Annotated in this window: 17 protein-coding genes and 1 pseudogene; 7 read left to right on the top strand and 11 right to left on the bottom strand. The window is 70.9% G+C overall.

Going from position 1 to position 19,590, the window contains the following annotated elements:
* Positions 1-100: 100 nt before the first annotated feature.
* The 4 genes and pseudogenes from ACFWDI_RS11685 to ACFWDI_RS11670 form a co-directional block, all read right to left on the bottom strand.
* Complete coding sequence (locus ACFWDI_RS11685) at positions 101-1,000, bottom strand: hypothetical protein (protein WP_385303122.1); 900 nt, start codon at positions 998-1,000, stop codon at positions 101-103.
* Positions 997-2,006 (bottom strand): annotated as a pseudogene (locus ACFWDI_RS11680) (SPFH domain-containing protein). Before ACFWDI_RS11680 ends, ACFWDI_RS11685 begins: the two are co-directional and overlap by 4 nt.
* A 144-nt stretch (positions 2,007-2,150) precedes the next feature.
* Complete coding sequence (locus ACFWDI_RS11675; protein ID WP_385303120.1) at positions 2,151-3,866, bottom strand: PKD domain-containing protein; 1,716 nt, start codon at positions 3,864-3,866, stop codon at positions 2,151-2,153.
* Between the two features lie 281 nt (positions 3,867-4,147).
* A complete protein-coding gene (locus ACFWDI_RS11670) occupies positions 4,148-4,579 on the bottom strand; it encodes a protein phosphatase (protein WP_385303119.1) in 432 nt (143 codons plus the stop codon).
* Between the two features lie 154 nt (positions 4,580-4,733).
* On the opposite strand from ACFWDI_RS11670, the gene ACFWDI_RS11665 reads away from it, so the two are divergent.
* Positions 4,734-5,960, top strand: coding sequence for an MFS transporter (locus tag ACFWDI_RS11665; protein WP_385303118.1), 1,227 nt, complete (start codon positions 4,734-4,736; stop codon positions 5,958-5,960).
* A 5-nt stretch (positions 5,961-5,965) separates the two neighbouring features.
* Here ACFWDI_RS11665 and ACFWDI_RS11660 read toward each other — a convergent pair whose 3' ends face one another.
* Together ACFWDI_RS11660 and ACFWDI_RS11655 are read right to left on the bottom strand one after the other, a co-directional pair.
* Positions 5,966-6,769, bottom strand: coding sequence for a peptidoglycan recognition protein (locus tag ACFWDI_RS11660; RefSeq protein ID WP_385303117.1), 804 nt, complete (start codon positions 6,767-6,769; stop codon positions 5,966-5,968).
* Positions 6,770-6,867: 98 nt separating this feature from the next.
* A complete protein-coding gene (locus ACFWDI_RS11655; protein WP_385303116.1) occupies positions 6,868-7,059 on the bottom strand; it encodes a hypothetical protein in 192 nt (63 codons plus the stop codon).
* A 231-nt stretch (positions 7,060-7,290) separates the two neighbouring features.
* On the opposite strand from ACFWDI_RS11655, the gene ACFWDI_RS11650 reads away from it, so the two are divergent.
* On the top strand, positions 7,291-8,109 hold the full coding sequence (locus tag ACFWDI_RS11650; RefSeq protein ID WP_385303114.1) for a methyltransferase domain-containing protein: 819 nt from the start codon (positions 7,291-7,293) through the stop codon (positions 8,107-8,109).
* 45 nt (positions 8,110-8,154) lie between these two features.
* Here the strand turns inward: ACFWDI_RS11650 and ACFWDI_RS11645 are convergent, their stop codons facing one another.
* Together ACFWDI_RS11645 and ACFWDI_RS11640 are read right to left on the bottom strand one after the other, a co-directional pair.
* On the bottom strand, positions 8,155-8,973 hold the full coding sequence (locus tag ACFWDI_RS11645) for a hypothetical protein (protein WP_385303113.1): 819 nt from the start codon (positions 8,971-8,973) through the stop codon (positions 8,155-8,157).
* Positions 8,970-10,580, bottom strand: coding sequence for a protein kinase (locus ACFWDI_RS11640; protein ID WP_385303112.1), 1,611 nt, complete (start codon positions 10,578-10,580; stop codon positions 8,970-8,972). The genes ACFWDI_RS11645 and ACFWDI_RS11640 overlap by 4 nt, the downstream gene beginning before the upstream one ends.
* A gap of 552 nt (positions 10,581-11,132) precedes the next feature.
* Between ACFWDI_RS11640 and ACFWDI_RS11635 the strand changes: the two genes are divergently transcribed.
* The 3 genes from ACFWDI_RS11635 to ACFWDI_RS11625 all read left to right on the top strand — a co-directional run bounded on the left by ACFWDI_RS11635 (position 11,133) and on the right by ACFWDI_RS11625 (position 14,025).
* A complete protein-coding gene (locus ACFWDI_RS11635; RefSeq protein ID WP_385303111.1) occupies positions 11,133-12,257 on the top strand; it encodes a S1 family peptidase in 1,125 nt (374 codons plus the stop codon).
* 264 nt (positions 12,258-12,521) lie between these two features.
* The gene (locus tag ACFWDI_RS11630; RefSeq protein ID WP_327327658.1) at positions 12,522-12,722 is read left to right on the top strand and encodes a DUF5988 family protein; all 201 of its coding nucleotides are present in this window, start codon (positions 12,522-12,524) and stop codon (positions 12,720-12,722) included.
* A 256-nt stretch (positions 12,723-12,978) separates the two neighbouring features.
* A complete protein-coding gene (locus ACFWDI_RS11625) occupies positions 12,979-14,025 on the top strand; it encodes a tetratricopeptide repeat protein (protein WP_385303110.1) in 1,047 nt (348 codons plus the stop codon).
* 33 nt (positions 14,026-14,058) lie between these two features.
* On the opposite strand, the gene ACFWDI_RS11620 is transcribed toward ACFWDI_RS11625, so the two are convergent.
* From ACFWDI_RS11620 to ACFWDI_RS11610, 3 genes are all read right to left on the bottom strand, one after another.
* The gene (locus ACFWDI_RS11620) at positions 14,059-14,478 is read right to left on the bottom strand and encodes a DoxX family protein (protein ID WP_327328591.1); all 420 of its coding nucleotides are present in this window, start codon (positions 14,476-14,478) and stop codon (positions 14,059-14,061) included.
* A gap of 52 nt (positions 14,479-14,530) precedes the next feature.
* Positions 14,531-15,298 (bottom strand): type 1 glutamine amidotransferase domain-containing protein, encoded by a 768-nt coding sequence (locus tag ACFWDI_RS11615; RefSeq protein WP_385303108.1) that lies wholly within the window; start codon positions 15,296-15,298, stop codon positions 14,531-14,533.
* A 102-nt stretch (positions 15,299-15,400) separates the two neighbouring features.
* Positions 15,401-16,354 carry a YbhN family protein gene (locus ACFWDI_RS11610; protein ID WP_385303106.1) on the bottom strand — a complete coding sequence of 318 codons (954 nt, stop codon included), beginning with the start codon at positions 16,352-16,354 and terminating at the stop codon, positions 15,401-15,403.
* Positions 16,355-16,676: 322 nt separating this feature from the next.
* Here ACFWDI_RS11610 and ACFWDI_RS11605 point away from each other — a divergent pair, with 322 nt between their 5' ends.
* Positions 16,677-18,152, top strand: coding sequence for a PHB depolymerase family esterase (locus tag ACFWDI_RS11605; protein ID WP_385303105.1), 1,476 nt, complete (start codon positions 16,677-16,679; stop codon positions 18,150-18,152).
* Positions 18,153-18,183: 31 nt separating this feature from the next.
* Positions 18,184-19,590 (top strand): tannase/feruloyl esterase family alpha/beta hydrolase, encoded by a 1,407-nt coding sequence (locus ACFWDI_RS11600; protein WP_385303103.1) that lies wholly within the window; start codon positions 18,184-18,186, stop codon positions 19,588-19,590.

Below are 19,590 nucleotides of genomic sequence, written 5' to 3'. Positions count from 1 at the left end.
GACCGGCTGCGGGCCCGCGCCGGCGTCGACGCGGGCCAGCGCCCTGCGTTGACGCGGGCCCGAGCCCACCGCCGACGGCCCGCACCCACCGGCGGTTGGGTCAGTGGAGCAGCCGCAGTGCGGTGCCTGCGATGCCGAGACGGACCGTCTGGCCCCAGGTGAGGTCCAGCGCGTCGGTCTCGATCCCGTCGCCGAACGCGACCAGCCGGTCCGACTCGACGGTCAGCCGCAGCTGTTCCGCGTGTGCCAGTACGCCTTCCACGAGTGTGGTGCCGGTGGCGGGCGACGGCCAGGCCTCCCGTACGAACCAGATCAGTTGGGCCTCGGCCGGACCGGGCAGCGGCAGGCTGCTGCCGCGTTGCTGCCACAGGGAGCGCAGCCAGCCGGTGGCGCCGGTGCCGGTGCCCACCAGGACACCGGAGGAGGCCTGGGGTTCGGTGCGGGCGGCGTCCGCACCGGTACTCAGCCGGTAGCGGGCGGTCTGGTGGCCGGGCGGGCCGAGGTAGATCTCGTTGAGGGCGAGCAGCCGCTGGGTGTCGTCGGCGACCGCCTCCACCATGGTGAGTTCGTCGACGGCGCCTCCGCCGGACGCGGCCGCCGGGAGCAACTTGGCGGCGTCGGCCGCACGGTGGCGTACCAGCACGCCCGGGTTGCGGCCGGGGTCGGTATCTATCCCCACCACCGGCTGACCCGACAGATACTTGGCGGCGTTGGCCACCAGACCGTCCTGGCCCACCACGACCACCACGTCTTCGGGACCGAAGAGGAAACGGTCGAGGTCCGCGCGTTCCACCCTGGTCTGCCGCCATGCCGGCGGAACCGCCGCCGCCACATCGGCGAGCGCCCGCCGCGCACGGTGATGCCGCTCGGTCACCTCCTGGATGCTCCGGCCGCGCGAGGAGAGGAAGAAGTCGGCCTGGCCATGGGTGCCGTGCCGGGCGAGCAACTCCTCGTACTCGGTGGCCCGGTGCACCAGCACCGCGCGCGGCGCGAGACTCACGACTGCGCGCCGGCGGCCCGGCCGAGCTTGGCCAGCAGACCGGTGAGGACATCGGGGGAGAGGGTGAGGCTGTCGATGCGCGGCAGGTTCTCGGCGACCCGGGTCGCGGCCAGCGCGTGCAGAGTGGCGGCGTCCACCTCGGCGTGCACCCGCAGCCAGGCGGCCTGTGCCTGGGCCCGCGCCTGCCCGACTTCGCGTGCCGCTTCGGCCTCCGCCGTAGCCAGCCGTACCGTGCGCGCGGCCTCGGCCTCGGCCCGTACGGCGTCCGCCGCCGCGTTCTCCTCGGCCTCGCGGCGGGCGTTGGTGCCGTGCTGCTCGACCAACTGCTCCTCGCGGCGGGCCAGTTCGATCCGGCTGGCCAGTTCGTTCTCGGCGATGGCGCGTTCGCGCTCCACGGCGACGGCGCGGCGTTCGTACGTCGCCCGGTCCGACTCCTGCTGGATCTGCTCGCGCGCGGGCGTGCGCAGCGCCCGTTCCACCTCCGGTTCCGGGCGGAGGGCGACCACGCGGACGGCCACCACGGTGATGCCGGTGGCGGGCAGCCGGGGCTCCGCGGCCAGACCGTCGGTGATCCGCTCCAGGACCGCCGCGACGCGTCGACAAGGGCTGCCGCCAGCGGCGTACGGGCCAGGACGTCCAGCGCGTGCTGCTGTGCGGTCTCGGTGAGCAGGGTGGACAGCTGTTCCAGCGGGGCGCCGCGCCAGACGCCGGTGTCCGGATCGATCGAGAAGTCCAGACGGGCGGCGGCGGTGGCCGGTTCGCTGATCCGGTACGTCACCGTCGCCTGCACACTGACGTCCTGGAAGTCTGAGGTGCGGGCATGGAAGGCCATGGCCAGTTCCCGGTCGTCGACCGGGACTTCGGAGAGCGCGGCGGTCAGCGCACGGAACCAGAAGCTCAGTCCCGGCCCGTCGTGCACGAGCCGCCCGCGCCGGAAGTGGCGTACGTGGGCGGTGGGCGCGGTACGGAGATGGCGCCATCCCAGGCGCTTGATGATGTCGGCCATGAAAGCTTCCCCCTTTTTCGTCAGTCAGACGATATAGGCCGGGGCTGTTATCGTCAAGGCGACGAAATGGGCGGGCGTCCGGGACGGCTCGGAGGCGGCCCGCATTCGCGAACCGCCGCCGAGACTCCCCTTCGTGCGAAACCGTCAGCTCACCGTGACGGGTTCCGCGGCCTCGCTCAGGACCTGTCGGCCGTCCTGGGCGGTCAGCACCAGGCGTGGCAGGAAGGGTCCTTCCCCATCGAATACATGGGTGACGGTTGCCTCGCTGGTCTCCTGCTGGGTGCCGTCACCGAAGTACCAGCGATAGCTGTATCCGGCCGGAGGCTCCTTCCCGTCCACGGTCGCGCTCAGTCGAAGCGGGCTCCCGGTGTGCCCGTCCTTCGGGGCGTCCAGCAGCGCGTGCGGGCCGTCGGCCGGGAGGTGGAACCACTGGCGCAGGCGCGGGTTGAGGAGGAAAGCGTCGGCGTACTGACGGGCGCCGACGATGTCCGGATGGGCGACGGCCGCGGACAGACACTGCGCCGGAGTCCCGCTGAGTTCCGGGCAGGCCCGCGTGCGCAGCGGGAACGCGGGGTCGGAGACCGGAGTGGCCCAGACCTTGGAGTGCGGGGCGAGCACGGCATTGTCCCGGGAGAACAGGCCGTCGGCGGCAATCGCGTACGGGCCGTCGGAGGAGGCGGCGTTGGCCGCCGCGGCCGCCTGCCGGTAGGCGTCGTTGGCCAGTTGGGTGTACTGCTCGTAGCGCTCGGCCACACCGCCGAGCGCGCCCTTGCAGGCCCCCAGCCGGGCACCGGCAACCCCCGGTGCCGTGCAGGTCTTCACCGGTACGGGCGAACTGCTGCGGCTCAGCGCGTAGTAGAAGTCGGCCACGAGCACCTTGGGCCGCCCCGGCAGCGAATGCGCCTTCTCGATCGCCGCCTGCATACCGCGGCCGCCGTAGCCGACCTTGGCGCCGCTGAAGTACGGCACATCCTTGGCCGGGTTCTCGGCTGCCGCGCCGATGCCGGAGCACTCGCGCCGCACGGCCTCGGGCAGCTTCTTCGAGCCGGGTGTGATGCCGACGCCGATGCCGAAGAAGGGGTCGATATCGTTGATGCACCCGTTGACGACGACCAGATCGAGACCGTATCCGCCCGCCCGCGCCTGCGCGCCCGCCTGTTCCAACTGGCAGAACACGTCAGGCATTTGCTGAGTGACCTCGCCGAACTCCATTTCCCCGTCGCCGTCCGGGTCCTGCTTCTCCTGCATCCGCAGGCAGCCGGCGTCGTCGTTGCCCGCGGGCAGCTCGGGTGCGTCGAGGACCGCGCCGGAGATCGAGTAGTCCATGTGCTGATGTCCCCGGCCGGTCTCGCGGCCGAGCAGCTCACCCGTCAGATAGGGGAACTTCTGGTCGTGGTCCAGACCCTGCCCCCATACGACGGAGTCGCCGACGGATGCCACGCGCACCGGGTCGCAGCCCCGCCGGACGGTGTCCCGCCAGACCTTTCCGTACGGGCCGGGCTCCCGTCCGTCCGACGAGTGGAGCACGCGCGCGTCGAACTGCAGCGCCGTGCTCGCCGCCGGTACGCGGTCGAACGGGATGCTGAACTCGGCCGCGGACACGTTCGCGTCCATGACGGTCTGCCCGCCGGCCAGCTGCTCCTGCCCCGCCCGCACCCGCCACTCCACCGTGACGCCAGCCTTCGCCGCGGCGGGGTCGTACATCTGCACCCGGCCCCGGACCGGTCCGCTGCACACCGGATTCGGCGTCAGATCCACGTCGAGGACGAGGGGGTACGCGGATCCCGGCAACGCGGCTGTCTGCGCTGCGGCGGGGTGCCCGCCGAGCAGCTGGCCGAGCAGCACCGCCGCCGCGGCCACCGCGGCAGCGGAGCGGGCCGTCCCCGGCCCACGTGGAGCGGAGCCCCCACCGCTGTCCCCACGCCTTCGCGCCACCCGCCGCAACCACGTATCTCTCACGCCAACGCCCCTGTTTCTACTGCCTGTTTCGGTCCGCGCGGAGCCAACTGACCCCGCATCAGTAGGGATCATGGCAGTCGGAAACGGGCGGGAAACGCGCGCAGGGGACCAAGCGCGGTGAGACTGGTCACTTACCCACCGTTACTGCAATTCCGGCCCGGGGCAGCCGAATTCAGCCGCACTCAGTCGGAGAAGCGCCGCACATAGCGTCGCTGCCAGGGGGTTTCGACCGCGCGGGCGTCGTAATGCCGGCGCACGAAGTCCACCGCCCGGTCCGCCGGCACTCCATCGAGGACGGCAAGGCAGGCCAGGGCTGTTCCGGTCCGGCCACGGCCTCCGCCGCAGGCGATCTCGACCCGTTCGACACCGGCGCGGGCCCATGCCTCGCCGAGGGCAGCCTGAGCATCCGCATGGCTGCTGGGCAGCCGGAAATCCGGCCAGCGCAGCCACCGGGCTTCCCACGGGACCTCGGGAGGCCGCTTGCCGAGCAGGTACACGCCGTACGCGGGCTTCGGCCCGTCCGGAAGAGGGCGCCGAAGGCCCCGGCCCCGGACCGCACGGCCGGAAGGAAGCCGGAGGACACCTGCGGCGGAGGGCTTCCAGAGCTCGGTCACGCACCCACCCTATTCGCTGTCACGACGGACGGGTACGGAAACAGAGTGGCCCAGTCAATCAGCAGTGAAATGGCCTGCATACGGGGCCATTTGGTCTCCTAGGGTAAGGGGCAGCGCGACCGGCAGGCAGGTCGCCCCTCAGCCAAGGAGCCCCATGTCTCTCCGGATCGTGCCGCCGAGCGGGTCCCCACGAATACTGGCCGTGGCGCAATTGATCAACTCCTTGGGCGACGGCGCGTACTACGTCTGCTCCGCCCTCTACTTCTCCCGTATCGTCGGCCTCTCGCCCGCCCAGATCGGCCTCGGCCTCACCGTCGCCTGGGCCATCGGCTCCGTCGCGGGCGTCCCCCTCGGCCACCTGGCCGACCGCCGCGGTCCCCGCTCCACCGCTGTGCTCCTGGCACTGGCGACCGCCACCTCGGTGGCCTCCTTCCTCTTCGTACGCTCCTTCGCGCCGTTCCTGCTGGCCGCCTGCTGCTACGCAACAGCCCAGTGCGGCCTGGCCGCAGCCCGGCAGGCGCTGCTCGCAGGTCTGGTGGCCAAGGAGGAACGGACCGAGACCCTGGCCTACCTGCAGTCGACGCTCAACGCCGGCCTGGCCGTCGGTGCCGCAGCCGGCGGCGTCGCCCTGCACTTCGGCACCCGCGAGGCCTATCTCTCGGTCTTCGCGATGGACGCCGCGGCCTTCACCCTGTGCGCGGTCGTCCTGCTGCGGCTGCCCACCGTGCAGCCCGCAGCCCCGACCACCGGCGGCGGTCCCGAACTCGCCGTGCTCCGCGACCGCCCGTACGCGCTGGTCTCGTTCCTCAACATGGTCATGCTGCTGCGGATGCCCCTCATCAGCCTGGCCATCCCGCTGTGGATCGTGGAACGGACCTCGGCGCACGGCTGGAGCGTCTCCGCCCTGCTCGTGCTCAACACCGGAGCCGTCATGCTCTTCCAGGTCCGCACGGCCGCCGCGGTGACCGACCTGCCCAGCGCCACCCGCACGGTCCGGCGCGGCGGCGCGGTGATGCTCGCCTCCTGCGCCGTCTTCGCCCTCTCGGCGGCGGCGGGACCAGCCGCCTGGGTCGCCGTGGCCGTACTGCTGGCCGGAGCGGTACTTCAGGTCGCCGGTGAAATGATGCAGTCCGCCGGTGCCTGGCAGATCAGCTTCGACCTGGCCCCGGCCGGCCAACAAGGGCAGTACCAGGGCTTCTTCGGTACCGGCGTCTCCGTGGCCCGGATGCTCGGCCCGCTGCTGCTGACCACCCTGATCGTCGACTGGGGCGTCCCCGGATGGCTGCTGCTCGGCGCGCTGTTCCTGGCAGCCGGACTTGCCATGGGACCCGCGGTGCGCTGGGCCGAGAAGTCCGATGCCAGGCTTGCATACGCCGGTTGACGAGGTCAGGACGGCACATCGGCGCGGGCCGCCGGCGCGTCGGTGCGGCCCTGGAGGCGGGCGGCGCGTTCGCGGATCTGCGGAAGGCGTGTGTAGAGCCCGGAACCCGGGCACCGTGTCCAGTAGCCGTCGCAATGCCCGGAGATCGTGTGGAAGACGGCCTGTTTTCCCTTCGGGTACTTGCTGCCGTCGTTGGTGGAGACCAGGGGCGTCGTGCCGCGTGGGTCGACCCCGTACAGACCGAGCTTCCAGGCGGCGAGCCGGGCTATCGCCTCCAGCATCGGCTCGGGCACGGCCGAACCGGAGCCATAGCTGCCTATCGCCGCTATGCCGACGGTGCCGACGTTGAAGCCCAGGGTGTGCGCGCCGACGACAGGATCGGCGATGCCCCCGGAGCGTCCCTCGTAAATGGTGCCGGTCCGGTCGACGAAGAAGTTGTAGCCGACGTCGTCCCAGCCCCGGCGCTCCATGTGGTCGTCGGAGAGGAAGCGGATGAGATTGGGGACCTCTCGCCGGGAGTAGTCGTTTCCGCTGTTGGTGTGATGGATGAAGACCGCTTTGACCGTGGTCGCGGAGAGCTCGGGCCTATGGGGAGGCATCGGGTGGGTCTGCCAGGCAGCGCGCGGTACGACGGCCGGCTGAGCGGTGGCCCACGGGGTGGCGGGCCGGGGCCGCGGGCGGGTGGGGCGTTCCGCGCGAGCCGCCGTGGGTGGCCTGCCGCTGCTGCCGGCGGCCAGTGCGGCACCGATCACGCCTGCCGCGGTTGCCCTGCCCATGCCGCGGAGCAGCATGCGCCGGTCGATGGTCATGACGATGAGCGTACGACGGCACTCCCGGGTGCGCCTCCGCTGCGCGCAGCGTCGCGAGGGCAACGGTCCCGCGACGCCTTCCCGCACATTACGGCCGGTCACGAAGGCGGCGGGGCCGGCTGTACCGTCCGGTAGCGCAGCAGCACGATGCCCGAGCCGAACGGCCGGGTCTCCACCAGTCGCAGCTTCGCGATCTCGCTCGCGTCCGCGAACAACCGCCGGCCGTGTCCGCCGAGGACGACCGGGTACACGAACAACCGGAAACGCGTCGGCAGCCTCCATATGTGCACGAAGTGCTGCCTCGAGGTCGGACCGGTCGACCTGCGGCCCGTCACCGGCCGGCGCGAACCAGCCCTCCGTCGCTTCGACGACGCCATCCACCGTGATGTTCTCGGTGACGATCAGGTCCCTCATTCCAGAGCCTCCGGAGGTCGGCACTCGTTCACCACTGACGACTGCCGCAGCCGGCGAAACTCATCGGCCTCATGGCATCGGTCCAGGGGACAACTACAGTGGTCGGCATGGCGGATTCGCGGCCGACCTCGGCGTTTCACTCGGACAATATCGGCGGCGCGGACACGGAGCGGCTGGTCGGCGCGCTGGACGGGCAGGCGGCGAGCGAGGGCGTGCGGCGACTGCGCGAGTGGGCGCACCTCGGTGTCGCCGCGCGGCGCGGCGAGCGAGCGGTGGACATCGGAGCCGGTACCGGGTCGGAGACCTTGGTGCTGGCGGCGGCAGTGACACCGGGCGGTGACGCGATCGGCGTTGAACCGAACCCCGGACTACGGTCGGTTGCCCAGCAGCGGGCGGCCGAGGCCGGCAGCCCGGCCCGATTCGTGGACGGCGACGCGCTCGCGCTGCCGATGGGCGATGCCGATGTGGACGTGGTCTGGTGCGAGCGGGTGTTCCAGCACCTCACCGAGCCGGAGAAGGCGGCCGCGGAGATCGCACGGGTGCTGCGGCCGGGTGGGCGGGTCGCGCTGCTGGACACCGACTGGGCGACCACGATCCTGCACCCCGGCGAGGCCGACGTGGTCGCGGAGCTGACCGGCGGCGCGCTCTCGGCGGCCGCCAACCCGTACGCCGGGCGGAAGCTGGCCGGTCAGCTGGCCGCAGCGGGGCTGGAGATCGACGACCTCGGCTCACAGGCGCTCATCCAGAGCACAAGGAAGGTCAACTGGCCACTCATCCGGATGCTCGGCGTGGCCGCCGTGCGGCGCGAGCAGATCACTGAAAAGCAGCGGGACCGGTTGTACGCAGACCTCACCGCGGCCGCCGAGCAGGACGCTCTGCATATGTCCGTGACCATGTTCGGCGTCATCGCACACCGTCCGGCCTGACTCCGGGCCTGTGGGTGCGGCCCCCCGCGCCGGGCCAGTCGAGGCTCAGACGCACCGGTACCTGAACTGTACGGCGACCGTGTGCCGGGACGGCGAGATGATCCGCAGCTCCGCACCGGCCCGGTACTCGCCCCGGCCGCGGAACGTCCACAGCAGATGCAGATGTGCCTGCTTCTGACCGCGCGTCATCTTCTCCCGCAGCAGGCCCGACTCAGTGCCGTCGCTGCGCACCCAGCGATACGTCACGGTGCCGGGCCGTCCGTTGGTCTCCAGCACACCCACGACGTCGGCCGTGCCCTCGCAGCCGGGCCCCTCCGCAGCGGTCTGCACCGCCACGTCCCGTACGGCCAGGCCGGGCCCGTACCGCTGCCAGGCGAGGAAAGCCAGCACGGCCAGCAGCACCGTGGCTGCCAGGGCGTACCGCCGGAGCCCACCGCGGCGGCGTTCACGGGGCTCAGGCCCGGCGGGCCGGCCGGGCAGTGTCCCGTGCCAGAGTGCGGCGGTCGTGTTGTCGCGGTTCCGGTTCCGGACGACCGCGGTCACTCCCGGGCCGAAGCGGAGTACCTCGCCCTCCACACGGTCGGGTGCCACGCTCGTCGGCTGCGCGTCCTGGACCAGGGTGGCGTTCTCCGGCGCGTCCTGGACCAGGGTGGCGTTCTCCGGCTGCGCGGCCTGGACCAGGGTGGCGTTCTCCGGCGCGACCGACGCGGTCTCCTCCGGGCCCGGATGTTCGAACCAGTGGCTGCCCAGCGCGGTCGCGCTGTAGCCGTCGCTTTCGCCGACTCCGTCGTGCCCGGCGCGCGCCGGTGCGACGTCGCCGGGGGAACCAGGCGCGCGGTCGTGGGGGATACGTGGATCGTTCATTGAATGCTGCACCGCCGGGTCAGGATCTGCTGCGTGGAACTGCCATTCGCGGCGGTCGGGTTCGTCGTCGCCCGGACTCCCCAGTAGCAGGCCCGACCCCGGAAGGTGTGGTCCAGCGCGATCGTGTACTGCGTCGCGCCGCTGCGCTCGAAGGTCTGCGAGCCGTCCTGCGAGCCCAGTTCACCCTTCGCATCGCCGGTGAACCACTCGATGACGATGGTCACGGGACCGGTCCCGTCCGTGACGACGTCGATGGACGCGGCGGCACCCGTCGTACTCGTCTGGCGCAGGCTCGAGACGGAGACGGACCTCACCTTTACCGGAGCGATGGTGGGAGTGCTGGGGTCGGTGGACGGCGCGGACGACGACGGCGGGGAGGCCGGAGTCGACGACATCACGGGTGAGGGCGTGATGGGTCCGCCTGTTCCGGTGGCCGTGCTGCCGGACGGAGAAGGGGAGCTGTCGGCGGAGACGCTGCCCGTAGGCGACGGGCTCGCGGAGCCGGACGGGCCGACGGGCGAAGCGGTCGACGCGCCAGGTACCGCGCTGGTGGTGGCGACGGCCTGGGCCGTCGACTGCCGCGGGTCGTCCCCGGTCGCCTTCGCGGCAACGGCGACCAGCACGGCCACAACCAGCGCGGCGATACCTGTCAACACCCCGCGCAGGCCCGGCTTCCAGCTGCCCCAGCCGCCGCCCAGGGCGGTCGTGGCCTGCTCGGTGGTCCCCGCGGCCTGGCCGGCAGCAGAGGGGAGGAGCAACGGCAGAAGCGCGGCGAGCGCGGCGAGTTTCCGCTGGCCCCGCTCCTCCCAGTCCGGGCCGTAGGCCGCCCCGGCGATCTCCTCCAGCTCCGCCACGAACGCCGCCGCGTTCGCGGGCCGCCCTTCCGGCTCCTTCGCCATTCCGCGCCTGATCAGCGGGCGCACCGGCTCCGGAGCTTCCTCCTCGGGGACCGGTGCGCTGATGTGCTGCAGCGCCAGCTCGGCGAAGTTCTCGCCGGAGAACGGCTTGCGGCCGGTCAGACACTCGTAGAACGTCGCGGTCGCGGCATAGACGTCGGCTGCCGGTGAGGCGGGCTCCCCGTTCCACTGTTCCGGAGCCATGTAGGCGGGAGTGCCGGCGACTCCCGGCGTGGTACCGCGTCCCGCGGCGATGCCGAAGTCGACCAGCTTGGACGAGCCGTCCGCCGCGACCAGAACGTTCTCCGGTTTGTAGTCGCGGTGCACCACACCTGCCCGGTGTGCGGCGGCCAGTCCCAGCAGCGAGCCCTTGAGCACCACCAGCGCCGCCTCGGGGCCGGTGGCACCCTCGCGCTGCAGCAGCGCGCGCAGCGCGATGCCGTCGACGAGCTCCATCACGATGGCGGCGCCCTGCGGCGCTTCGACGTATTCGTACAGCCCCACCACATACGGCGAGTCGAGGCCGCCGAGCAGACGTGCCTCCGCCCGGAACACCTGAACGAAGCCGGAATCCGTCCGCAGCCTCTCGCTGAGGTATTTGACGGCCACCGGCAAGCCGGTCGCGTCATGGACGGCCAGGACGACGCGCCCGCTGCCGCCGGAGCCCAACTCCCGGGACTCGGTGTACCCGGGTACCGACCACGCGTTCATCCCTGCCCCCCTCGACGCCACGGTTCCCGGCGGTCGGATGCGCCGCCACGGAGTTGTGTACGACCGCCGCACGCTAGCCCACCTGCTGTCCTCATGGGGGACACATTTCCGTCACGGCTGGTTCCCGCCACCTCTGGGTCGCATCCGGTAGGCCACCGCAGGTTGGAGGAGACCGTGCGGGGAGCAGCCGGGCGTCGGTCCGCTCTCCCCGTCGCCGGTTGCCGGCGGCCGACTTGCGCAGCGCTTCGTCCGGGGTGACCTGCCGGGTGCTTGTGGCCGGTGTCGGCGATGCGGCCGTGACGGGCGTGGCGGGCGTGACGGGCATGGCGGGCGTGATGGTCGGGCCGCCCGAGCGCGCGGGGCCCCTGCTCGGAATCCGGCCAACATGGCCCAGCCCTGGTCCATTGGCATGGACCTGATGATTCTGCTCCGCTACGCTCCGGCCGGGCGCACTGTGAGAGCGCTCTCGTGTGCTCGCTGTTCCATCCCCCACGAAGCTGGAACAACCGAAGGGTCAAAGCCTTGAGACGCACGACAGGTATACGCGCCGGTATGTCCGCGCTTCTCCTCCTGGGCGCCTGGGCAGCTGTCGGGCTCGCCCCGGCCGCTGCCGCAACTCCCGCCCCCGCCCCTGTTTCCGAACCGCAGGCCTCCGCCGGTCTGCTCGCCGCCATGCAACAGGACCTGGGCCTGACGAAGAGTCAGGCTGAGGCGCGCCTGACGGCGGAGCAGACGGCGGCCGCCGTCGAAGGAAAGGCGCGTCGCGCCGCAGGAGCGTCGTTCGGCGGCTCCTGGTTCGACGCGGACAGCGGAAAGCTGACCGTGGCCGTCACCGACGGGCTGCACGCCGACGCCGTACGCGCGACGGGTGCCTCGGTCCGGTTGGTGACGCACAGCGCGCAACAGCTGGACTCGGCCAAGAAGAAGATCGACAAGCTGTCCGCCCCGGCCGGTGTCGGCAGTTGGCACGTCGACCCGAAGGCCAACCGTGTCGTCGTGAACGTTGTCGCTTCCGAGCGACGTGACAACGATGTCCAAGACTTCCTCGCCCGAGCCCGCCAAGCCGGTCCGGTCCAGGTCAAGGAGGTGACGGCGGCGCCGACGACCTTCGCGGCCGGGACCGTGGGTGGCGACCCGTACTACACCGGCAACGTCCGGTGCTCGATCGGCTTCTCCGTGTACGGCGGCTTCGTCACGGCCGGGCACTGCGGTCAGCCCGGAGCGGCGGTCCGCGGCTGGGACGGCTCCGCCATCGGCGCGTTCCAGGGCTCGTCCTTCCCCGACAACGACTACGCCTGGGTCAGTGTCGGCAACGGCTGGTGGACCGTCCCCGTGGTCCTCGGCTGGGGCACCGTCTCCGACCAGCTGGTCCGCGGCTCCGCCGAGGCCCCCGTCGGCGCCTCGATCTGCCGCTCCGGCTCCACGTCGCACTGGCACTGCGGCAATGTCCTGGCCAAGAACGAGACCGTCAACTACAGCCAGGGCGCGGTCCATCAGATGACGAAGACGAGCGTCTGCGCCGAGCCCGGGGACTCGGGCGGATCCTTCATCAGCGGCGACCAGGCCCAGGGGGTGACCTCCGGTGGCTGGGGCAACTGCAGCGGCGGAGGCGAGACCTGGTACCAGCCGATCAACGAAATCCTCGGCCGGTACGGCCTGACGCTGCACACCGCCTGACAAGCCGCCCCCCACGGGCCGAGCCCGTCGCGACACGGATCATGGGCCTGAGCCGGCCCTCCGCCGCGGCGGGCTCTGCCGTGTGCGGGGAGGTTCGACAGGCCATGGCCGGTGCTTCAGCGGTAGTCGCGATGGGAGAAGTCGTAGCGGCAGCCGACGTCCCATGCGGAGCGCTGGCCACATTGGTGACCCGAACGTATGAGTCCCCCACCCTTTGTCGCCGCCCAAGGTGCGAGTGGTGGCCTGGATAGGAAGACTGGGGTCATGGCTAGCAAGGCAGTCCTTGAGGGTGGCCCGGATGATCTGCAGGAGCGGATCGTCCCGATCACCCCTCCCGGACAAGAGCTGAAGATTCCGCACCGCGGCGGGTACGAGCACTTCAAGGTCACGTCGCGGCACCAGGAGAGCCCGGAGGGACGGTTGCCTGTCTACGAATGGTGGGAACGGACGGAGATCGCCGAATAGGACCTGGGTGAGGAAAGCTCGGTGCGGCCCTGGCCCGCGCCGAGTCTCGGGGTAGGGCTCTGCCCTGTCCGGCCTGCCCGGGAACTCCTCGTTCTCGCAGGTCGAGGCTGTGCCCCGTACGTCTCGATGATGATCGGCTTCGGTCCCGTAGCACTTTGGTCGTACCGGATGACACATACGCCGGGGGATTCGCCGCATACCTGCCGGCTCATAGCTTCTTGATCAGTCACCGCCATGATCAGGAGGCCACGGAGATATGTACGGCAAGGCATTCGCCCCCGAATACCAGGGCGAACTGGGCTCGATGCTGGGCGTCAATTCCTCGTACGACGAAGTGCTCGCCACTGCGAGCCACGCGCGGCGCAACGCCGTCTCGGCACTCGACCGCGCCCGGGCCTCGCTCGCCGTCGCCGAGGCCAACCGACGGCTGGGCCGGGTGGCCGAAGCCGGTGACTCCTGGCGCGACAGCTACCGCTCCGCCCGGCAGGCCGGCGACCGGGGCGCGATGGCGTGGGCACTGTGGAGCGGTGGCACGCTGGCCCGGCAGTGCGGAGCCCTGCCGCTGGCCCGCCGTCTGCTGGCCGCTGCCGTCGACCTCGCCGCCGAAGGCGGTGATCGACTCGCCCATGGCTACTCGCTCGCAGGCCTCGCCGAGACGGGGCGGATCCAGGGGGACTACGAGGCCGTCGCGGAGATGCACGAGCAACTGCTCGCACAGGCAAGGGCTCACGGCGAATCCCGGCACATAGTCTGGGCGATGTCCGGCATCGCGCAGATGCACCGCAACACCGGCGCATACGAAGAGGCCTTAGAACTGTTCGAAGAATGCGCCCGGATCGCGGACGAAGCGGACGACGCACGCGGGAGGGCCTGGTCACTGCGCGGCATAGCCGACGTGGTGTCCGTGCAGGGCGATACGGAGCGGGCACTGACGCTGCTGACCGAAGCCGAAACCATCTGCCGTGACATGGATCTGGCCGGCGCGCTCGCCTACAACCACAAGATGCGCGGCAACGTCCTTTTCCGTGCGGCCCGTTACGAGGAGGCCTGCGTCGCCTACACACTGTCCCTGCGCGAATTCCGCGATATGAACGAGCCCCGCGGAACGGCGCTGTCCCGCCTCGGCCTCATCAAGTCCCGCTCCCGCCACGGCCGTGCACCGGACACGACGCTTGCGGAACTCGCGGAGCTGGAGGGCGAGTTCAAGCGGATCGGGCTGCGGCACGCCCGGCAAACGGTCATCGCCTTCCGGGACGAGCTGGCGGGGGTTCACCGGGTTGCTCAGGGAACCAGGTCCTCGTAGTCGCGGCGCGAGTGCTGTCTCCGCTTTGAGCCATCAACTGATGTCGAAGAGTGGGCCCGTGAGGGTGAGTCCCAGATCGTGGCCCACATAGGAGAAGAACGCGAGAAGCATCAGCGCCGCACCGGCCAGTGACAGATCCTTGAAAAAGTTGACCATCTCCATTGTTTTGGACTCTTCGGCGGTCTCCTTCCAGAAGGAGTGCATCAGAAGCGCGGTCGGGACCAGAAAGACGACCAGGAGCAGTGCGCCCAGGTCCGCCCAGACCCCGAATGCCACCATCAGTCCGCCGGCGAGGAGGAGGAACCCGCTGGCCGGGACCGCCACCGCGGGGGCGGGGACACCCCGGGCGCCGGCGTAGCCCGCCATGGCCTTCGCTTTGGTGAGGTGGCCGACCGCCGAGTTGAGGAACAGTACGCAAAAGAGAATGCGACCGATGAGCACGAGGACGTCCACGGTTACCTCCGGCGTCGCAGGTAATTGAACGCAAAATCTTCTCTCCGTAATTCTACGCCGATCCGGCGGATCCGGAGGCTTCCAGGAGTTCGAGGAACCGGCGGCCGAAAAGGTATGCGTCCCCCGGCCAACGGGCCGAGAGGTAGTTGCGGTCCTGCACGACGTACGCGTGTGAGTCGTCGGTCGCGGTTCCGCGTGCGGTGAGCACCCTGGGCCCACGCTCGAACAGGGTGCCCGGATCGTTCAGCGCGGTCTTGACCTCGTCCTCGACATAAGCCGGATAGGTGCGGTAGTAGCGGCCGAGGCGCCACGCGGTGGTGAGATAGGCCGAGCGTTCCATGTACTTCGGCAGGCAGGTCGTACGACGGTCCGCCAGCACGCTGCGGCCGCCGACGCCCGCACGCGCCCGCGCCAGGACCAGCACGCCGTGGCAGATCGCGCCGACCGGCCGGTCCAGCGCCCAGAACCTGCCAACCTGCTGGTGCAGCACCTCCGAGCCCAGGTACTGCCGCATCCCCTGCGCGTGGCCGCCCGGCAGGATCAGCCCGTCGAACTCGTCCACCTTCATATCCGCCCACCCCACGGTCGCGGCGAATTCCCGGGACCGGGTGAGCTCGTCGTAGAAGTCCCTGGGCTCCTTCTCGGCGCCGAGTTGGCCGAAGAGCACGCCGGTCAGCAGCAGCGGATCCGCGGCGGGCCTTGTTCCCGCGCGCTCGGTGGCGAAGACGACCTGGTGCCCGGCGGCGGTGAGAATCCGCCAGGGCACGGCCACCTCGGTGACGTCGAAATCGCGGTCGGGAACCGGCAAAAGTACGCGCATCCGAGCATCATGGCAGGGGCTTCGCTCAGCGTCCCGGCACAGCCAGGCCGCAGTGGCCGATCCCAGTCGGCCGACCCGGGGCACCGGCGCCGCAAGCGGCTCTCAGATCACCTTCGAGCGGACCAGGACACCGAGTACGAGGGCACCGGGAAGCAGCGGCAGCCACACCGTGATGATCCGGTACCCGAGAACCACAGAGGTGGCCACGGCGACCGAAACCCCGGCCATGACCAGCGCTATGACGAGTGCCGCGTCCACCGAGCCGATGCCACCGGGTGTCGGGATGACAGCGGCCAGCGTGCTCCCGGCGAGATAGGCGAGCCCGACATGGGCGGCCGGAATGGACACGTCCAGCGCCATCGCCACGGCGCCCAGTCCCGCAGCCTGCAGGGTCGGATAGGCCACGGCGCCACCCCACAGAGCCAGCACACGCGCAGGTCTGGTGTGCACGGTGCGCGCGTCCCGCAGCGCGGTGTCGACAAACGCGCGGATGGCTCTGCGCAGTGGCCGTACCGCCACCAGCACGACCGCTACCGCGCACACCAGAGATCCCGCCACCACCAGCACCGGGCCTGCCGCGTGCGGCAGGAGGTCGTCCAGTTGCAGCGCGTGCGGAGAGGCGGCGAGGAGAGCGAGCAGCAGTACGGCTCGCCCCGTGCCCGCCGCCAGCATGTGCAGGGCCAGAGCGGCGGAGGAGCGCGGCAGCGAGAGTCCGCAGCGTTGGAGGAAGCGCAGATTGACCGTGCCCGCGCCGAGCCCTGCCGGGAGGAGATGGTTGGCGGCACCCGCGGCGAACTGCGTCACGAACAGCCGTAGCGGGGGGAGGCGTTCGAGGGTCGCTCCCTGGCGCGTGAAGGATACGGCGACCCATCCCAGCACGGTGAGCGTGACAGCGAGCAGCAGCCAGTACTGGTTGGCGGACAGGAGTTGGCTGCCGCCGGCCGTGATGAGCGGCCAGTGCTGGGCCGCCCAGATGCTGACCGCAGCGATCGGCACCAGGCAGGCGATCTGTCGCAGTGGCAGCCCCCGAAGGAGGTTTCCATGGGATGTGGCCATCGCCTCGGTCGGTCTCCGCTTCTCACGCTGCCGGGAAGTAGTCGCGCCATCAGGCTCCCCGCGGCGGGCGACGTCCCGGCGTCGTACGGCCGACGGCCGGCGGGCGCGATGATTGCTGGAAAGCGACGTCGCCTGTGCCGCCCGCCCGCCCGACCTCGCCCGTTCGGTCGGTGGCTCGGGCTCTTAGCAGGCGTACGCCGCACGGGCAACAGTGCGCGCACCGCCGTCGGTCGCCGCCGCTATGGGTGGCGTCACCATTCCGCGGGCGACCGGCCCGTTCCTACTGTGACCGGCACCTTGGTATGTCTGTGGGAGGTCTCGGATGCTGTTGCGCACAAGCTCGCCCAAGCCTGCCGGTATGCGCCGGGCCGCCCCTCGCGTGGGCGCCGTACTCGCTCTGCTCGCCGCCACCCTGTGGCTCGCCCCGGCGCCCGCCGCGCAGGCGGCCGTACCCCTGGAGAGAGTCAGCAGCTTCGGCGCCAATCCCGGTGGTCTGAACATGTACGTGTACCGGCCCGCCGCCCTCCCCGCACATCCGGCGGTCGTGGTCGCCCTGCACGGCTGCACGCAGAGCGCCCAGGTCTACGCCGACAACTCCGGGCTCACGACGTTCGCCGACCGGCACGGGTTCCTGCTGGTCCTCGCCGAGACGACGTCCGCGAACAACTCCAGCGGCTGCTTCAACTGGTTCCAGGCCGCCGACAACCGGCGAGGGCAGGGCGAGGCCGCGTCCATCCGGCAGATGGTGGCGCATGCCGAGAGTGCCTACGGCGCCGATGCGGGGCGTACGTACGTCACCGGTCTCTCGGCCGGAGGAGGCATGACCTCGGTCATGCTCGCCGCCTACCCCGACGTCTTCGAGGCGGGCGCGGTGATCGCTGGACTGCCGTACGACTGCACCAGGGACACGGGGGCCTTCACCTGTATGAACCCCGGCGTGGACCGTACACCTGCGGTGTGGGCGCAGCGGGTCCGCGACGCCTATCCCGCGTACTCCGGGCCGTGGCCGCGGGTGGCGGTCTGGCACGGCGACAACGACCCGACGGTCGTGCCGAAGAACGCCGATGAACTGCGGGACCAGTGGACCGCGGTGCACGGAGTGGACCAGAGCCCGGACCGTACCTCCACCCTCGGGCCGAATCAGACGCGCCGCGAGCAGTATCTCGCGGTGGACGGCAGGGTCGTCGTCGAGGTCGACCGGGTGCCCGCGATCGGCCACGGCACGCCGGTGGACCCGGGCAGCGAGCCCCAGCAGTGCGGGCAGACCGGCACCGCGAACTTCATCGACTCGATCTGCTCCGGCTACTGGATCACCGAGTTCTTCGGCCTCGACGGCTCCGCGCCTGATCCCGGCGGCCTGCCGGCCCCGGCCGGGCTCACCGTCACGGGTGCCACCCAGACCTCGATCACCTTGAGCTGGACGGCAGTTGAGGGCGCGGCGGGTTACGCGGTGTACCGGGACGGGACACGTATCGCCACTCCGTCGGGCGCCCCGTTCACCGACACGGGTCTGAGCCCGGGTACAAGGCACGACTACAGCGTGGCCGCCCGCGACGCGGCCGGGGCCGAAGGCGCACGCTCCGGCCAGGTCACGGCCACGACCACCGGCGGCGCGGCGGCCTGCTGGACCGCCGACAACTACCACCAGGTGCAGGCAGGCCGGGCCACCACCGACGGCAGCCATGCCTACGCCAAGGGCTCCCAGCAGAACATGGGCCTCCACAACACCTTCGTCACCCACACGCTCAAGGAATCACCCGTCGGCTACTTCGTCGTCGCCGACGGCAACTGCCCCTGACCGACGGTCGGTACGCCCCAGGAGGTTCCCCATGCCCGTCGCTCTTCCGTACACGGCCGCGCTGCTGCTCGCGCTCACCGCCGTGCCGGCCGTCACACAGCAACCGCCCGAGACGCCGGCGACCGGCCACTGCAACCGGATCACCCGGCTGCAGGTGCCGGGCGCCGAGCGCCAAGAGACAGCCTGTCTTGGGGAGTTGACGACGTCGGGGACGGTCGCGTCCGGTCACACCGACCCGGCCGACTGGGCCGGGCTGACACCCGCAGGTCTTGCCACGCCCAGCGGTGTGCCCGGTATCCAGATCGACGGCTACTTCCCCGACACCTCCGCCACCAATACCAACCACGGTTGGAGCCATGACTCGCAGTTCGTCATCAGGCTGCCCGACCGCTGGAACGGGGGACTGGTGGTCGCGGGCTCCCCGGGCGTGCGCGAGCAGTACGCGAACGACCGGGCCATCGGCGACTGGGTCCTGTCCCGCGGCTACGCCTTCGCCGCCACCGACAAGGGCAACACCGGCGCGGCCTTCTACCGCGACGGCGCCGCGCCCGGCGAGGCGATCGCCGAGTGGAACGACCGCGTCACGCAGTTGACCAGGGCCGCCCGCGCGGTCGTCGCCCGGCGCTACCAACGCCCGACCTCCCGCACGCTTGCCACCGGCATGTCCAACGGCGGCTATCTGGTGCGCTGGCAGCTGGAGAACCACCCCGAGCTGTACGACGGCGGCGTCGACTGGGAGGGGACGCTCTGGCGGTCGAGCGGACCGAATCTGCTGACCTTCCTGCCACCCGCCCTGCGCCACTACCCGGTGTACGCAGCCGGTGGCCCCGGCACCGACGCGGCACACCGGGCGATGCTCGCCGCCGGATATCCGGAAGGCTCGGAGTTTCTGTGGCCCTTCCACCATCAGTACTACTGGGATCTGACCCAGCGGATCTACCGGGAGGAGCTGGACCCCGGCTACGACGGGCCGACCGAGGCGGGGACGCCGTACTGCGCGCCCGGCACGCCCGCGTGCGACGCGGACTACGCGTACGCCTCGCGTCCCCCGGAGGTGCGCCGTGCCGTCGCGACGATCGGGCTGACCGGCCGGATCGGGAAGCCGCTGATCAGTCTGCACGGCACGCTCGATGTGCTGCTGCCCATCGGCCGGGACTCGGATGTGTACGCCCGCATGGTGCGCGAAGCCGGCCGCGGCGGGCTGTTCCGCTACTACCGTGTCGAAGGCGGCACACACGTCGACTCGCTCTACGACGTCTTTCCGGACCGGCTGCGCCCGTTGACGCCCTGCCACCGCTCAGCGTTCACCGCCTTGGAGGCCTGGACCGGACAGGGCAGGCAGCCTGCGCCCAGCCACACGGTGGCCCGCCCGGCGGCCGGTCCGAGCACGCTGCTCACCGACTGTCCCCTCGACGGCACACAACCCCGTCAGGGGTGA

The sequence above is a fragment of the Streptomyces sp. NPDC060064 genome (assembly GCF_042736455.1).
Taxonomy (GTDB): Bacteria; Actinomycetota; Actinomycetes; order Streptomycetales; family Streptomycetaceae; genus Streptomyces.
Note: the sequence above shows the minus strand (reverse complement) of the source record. Positions and strands in the feature narration are given on the sequence as shown.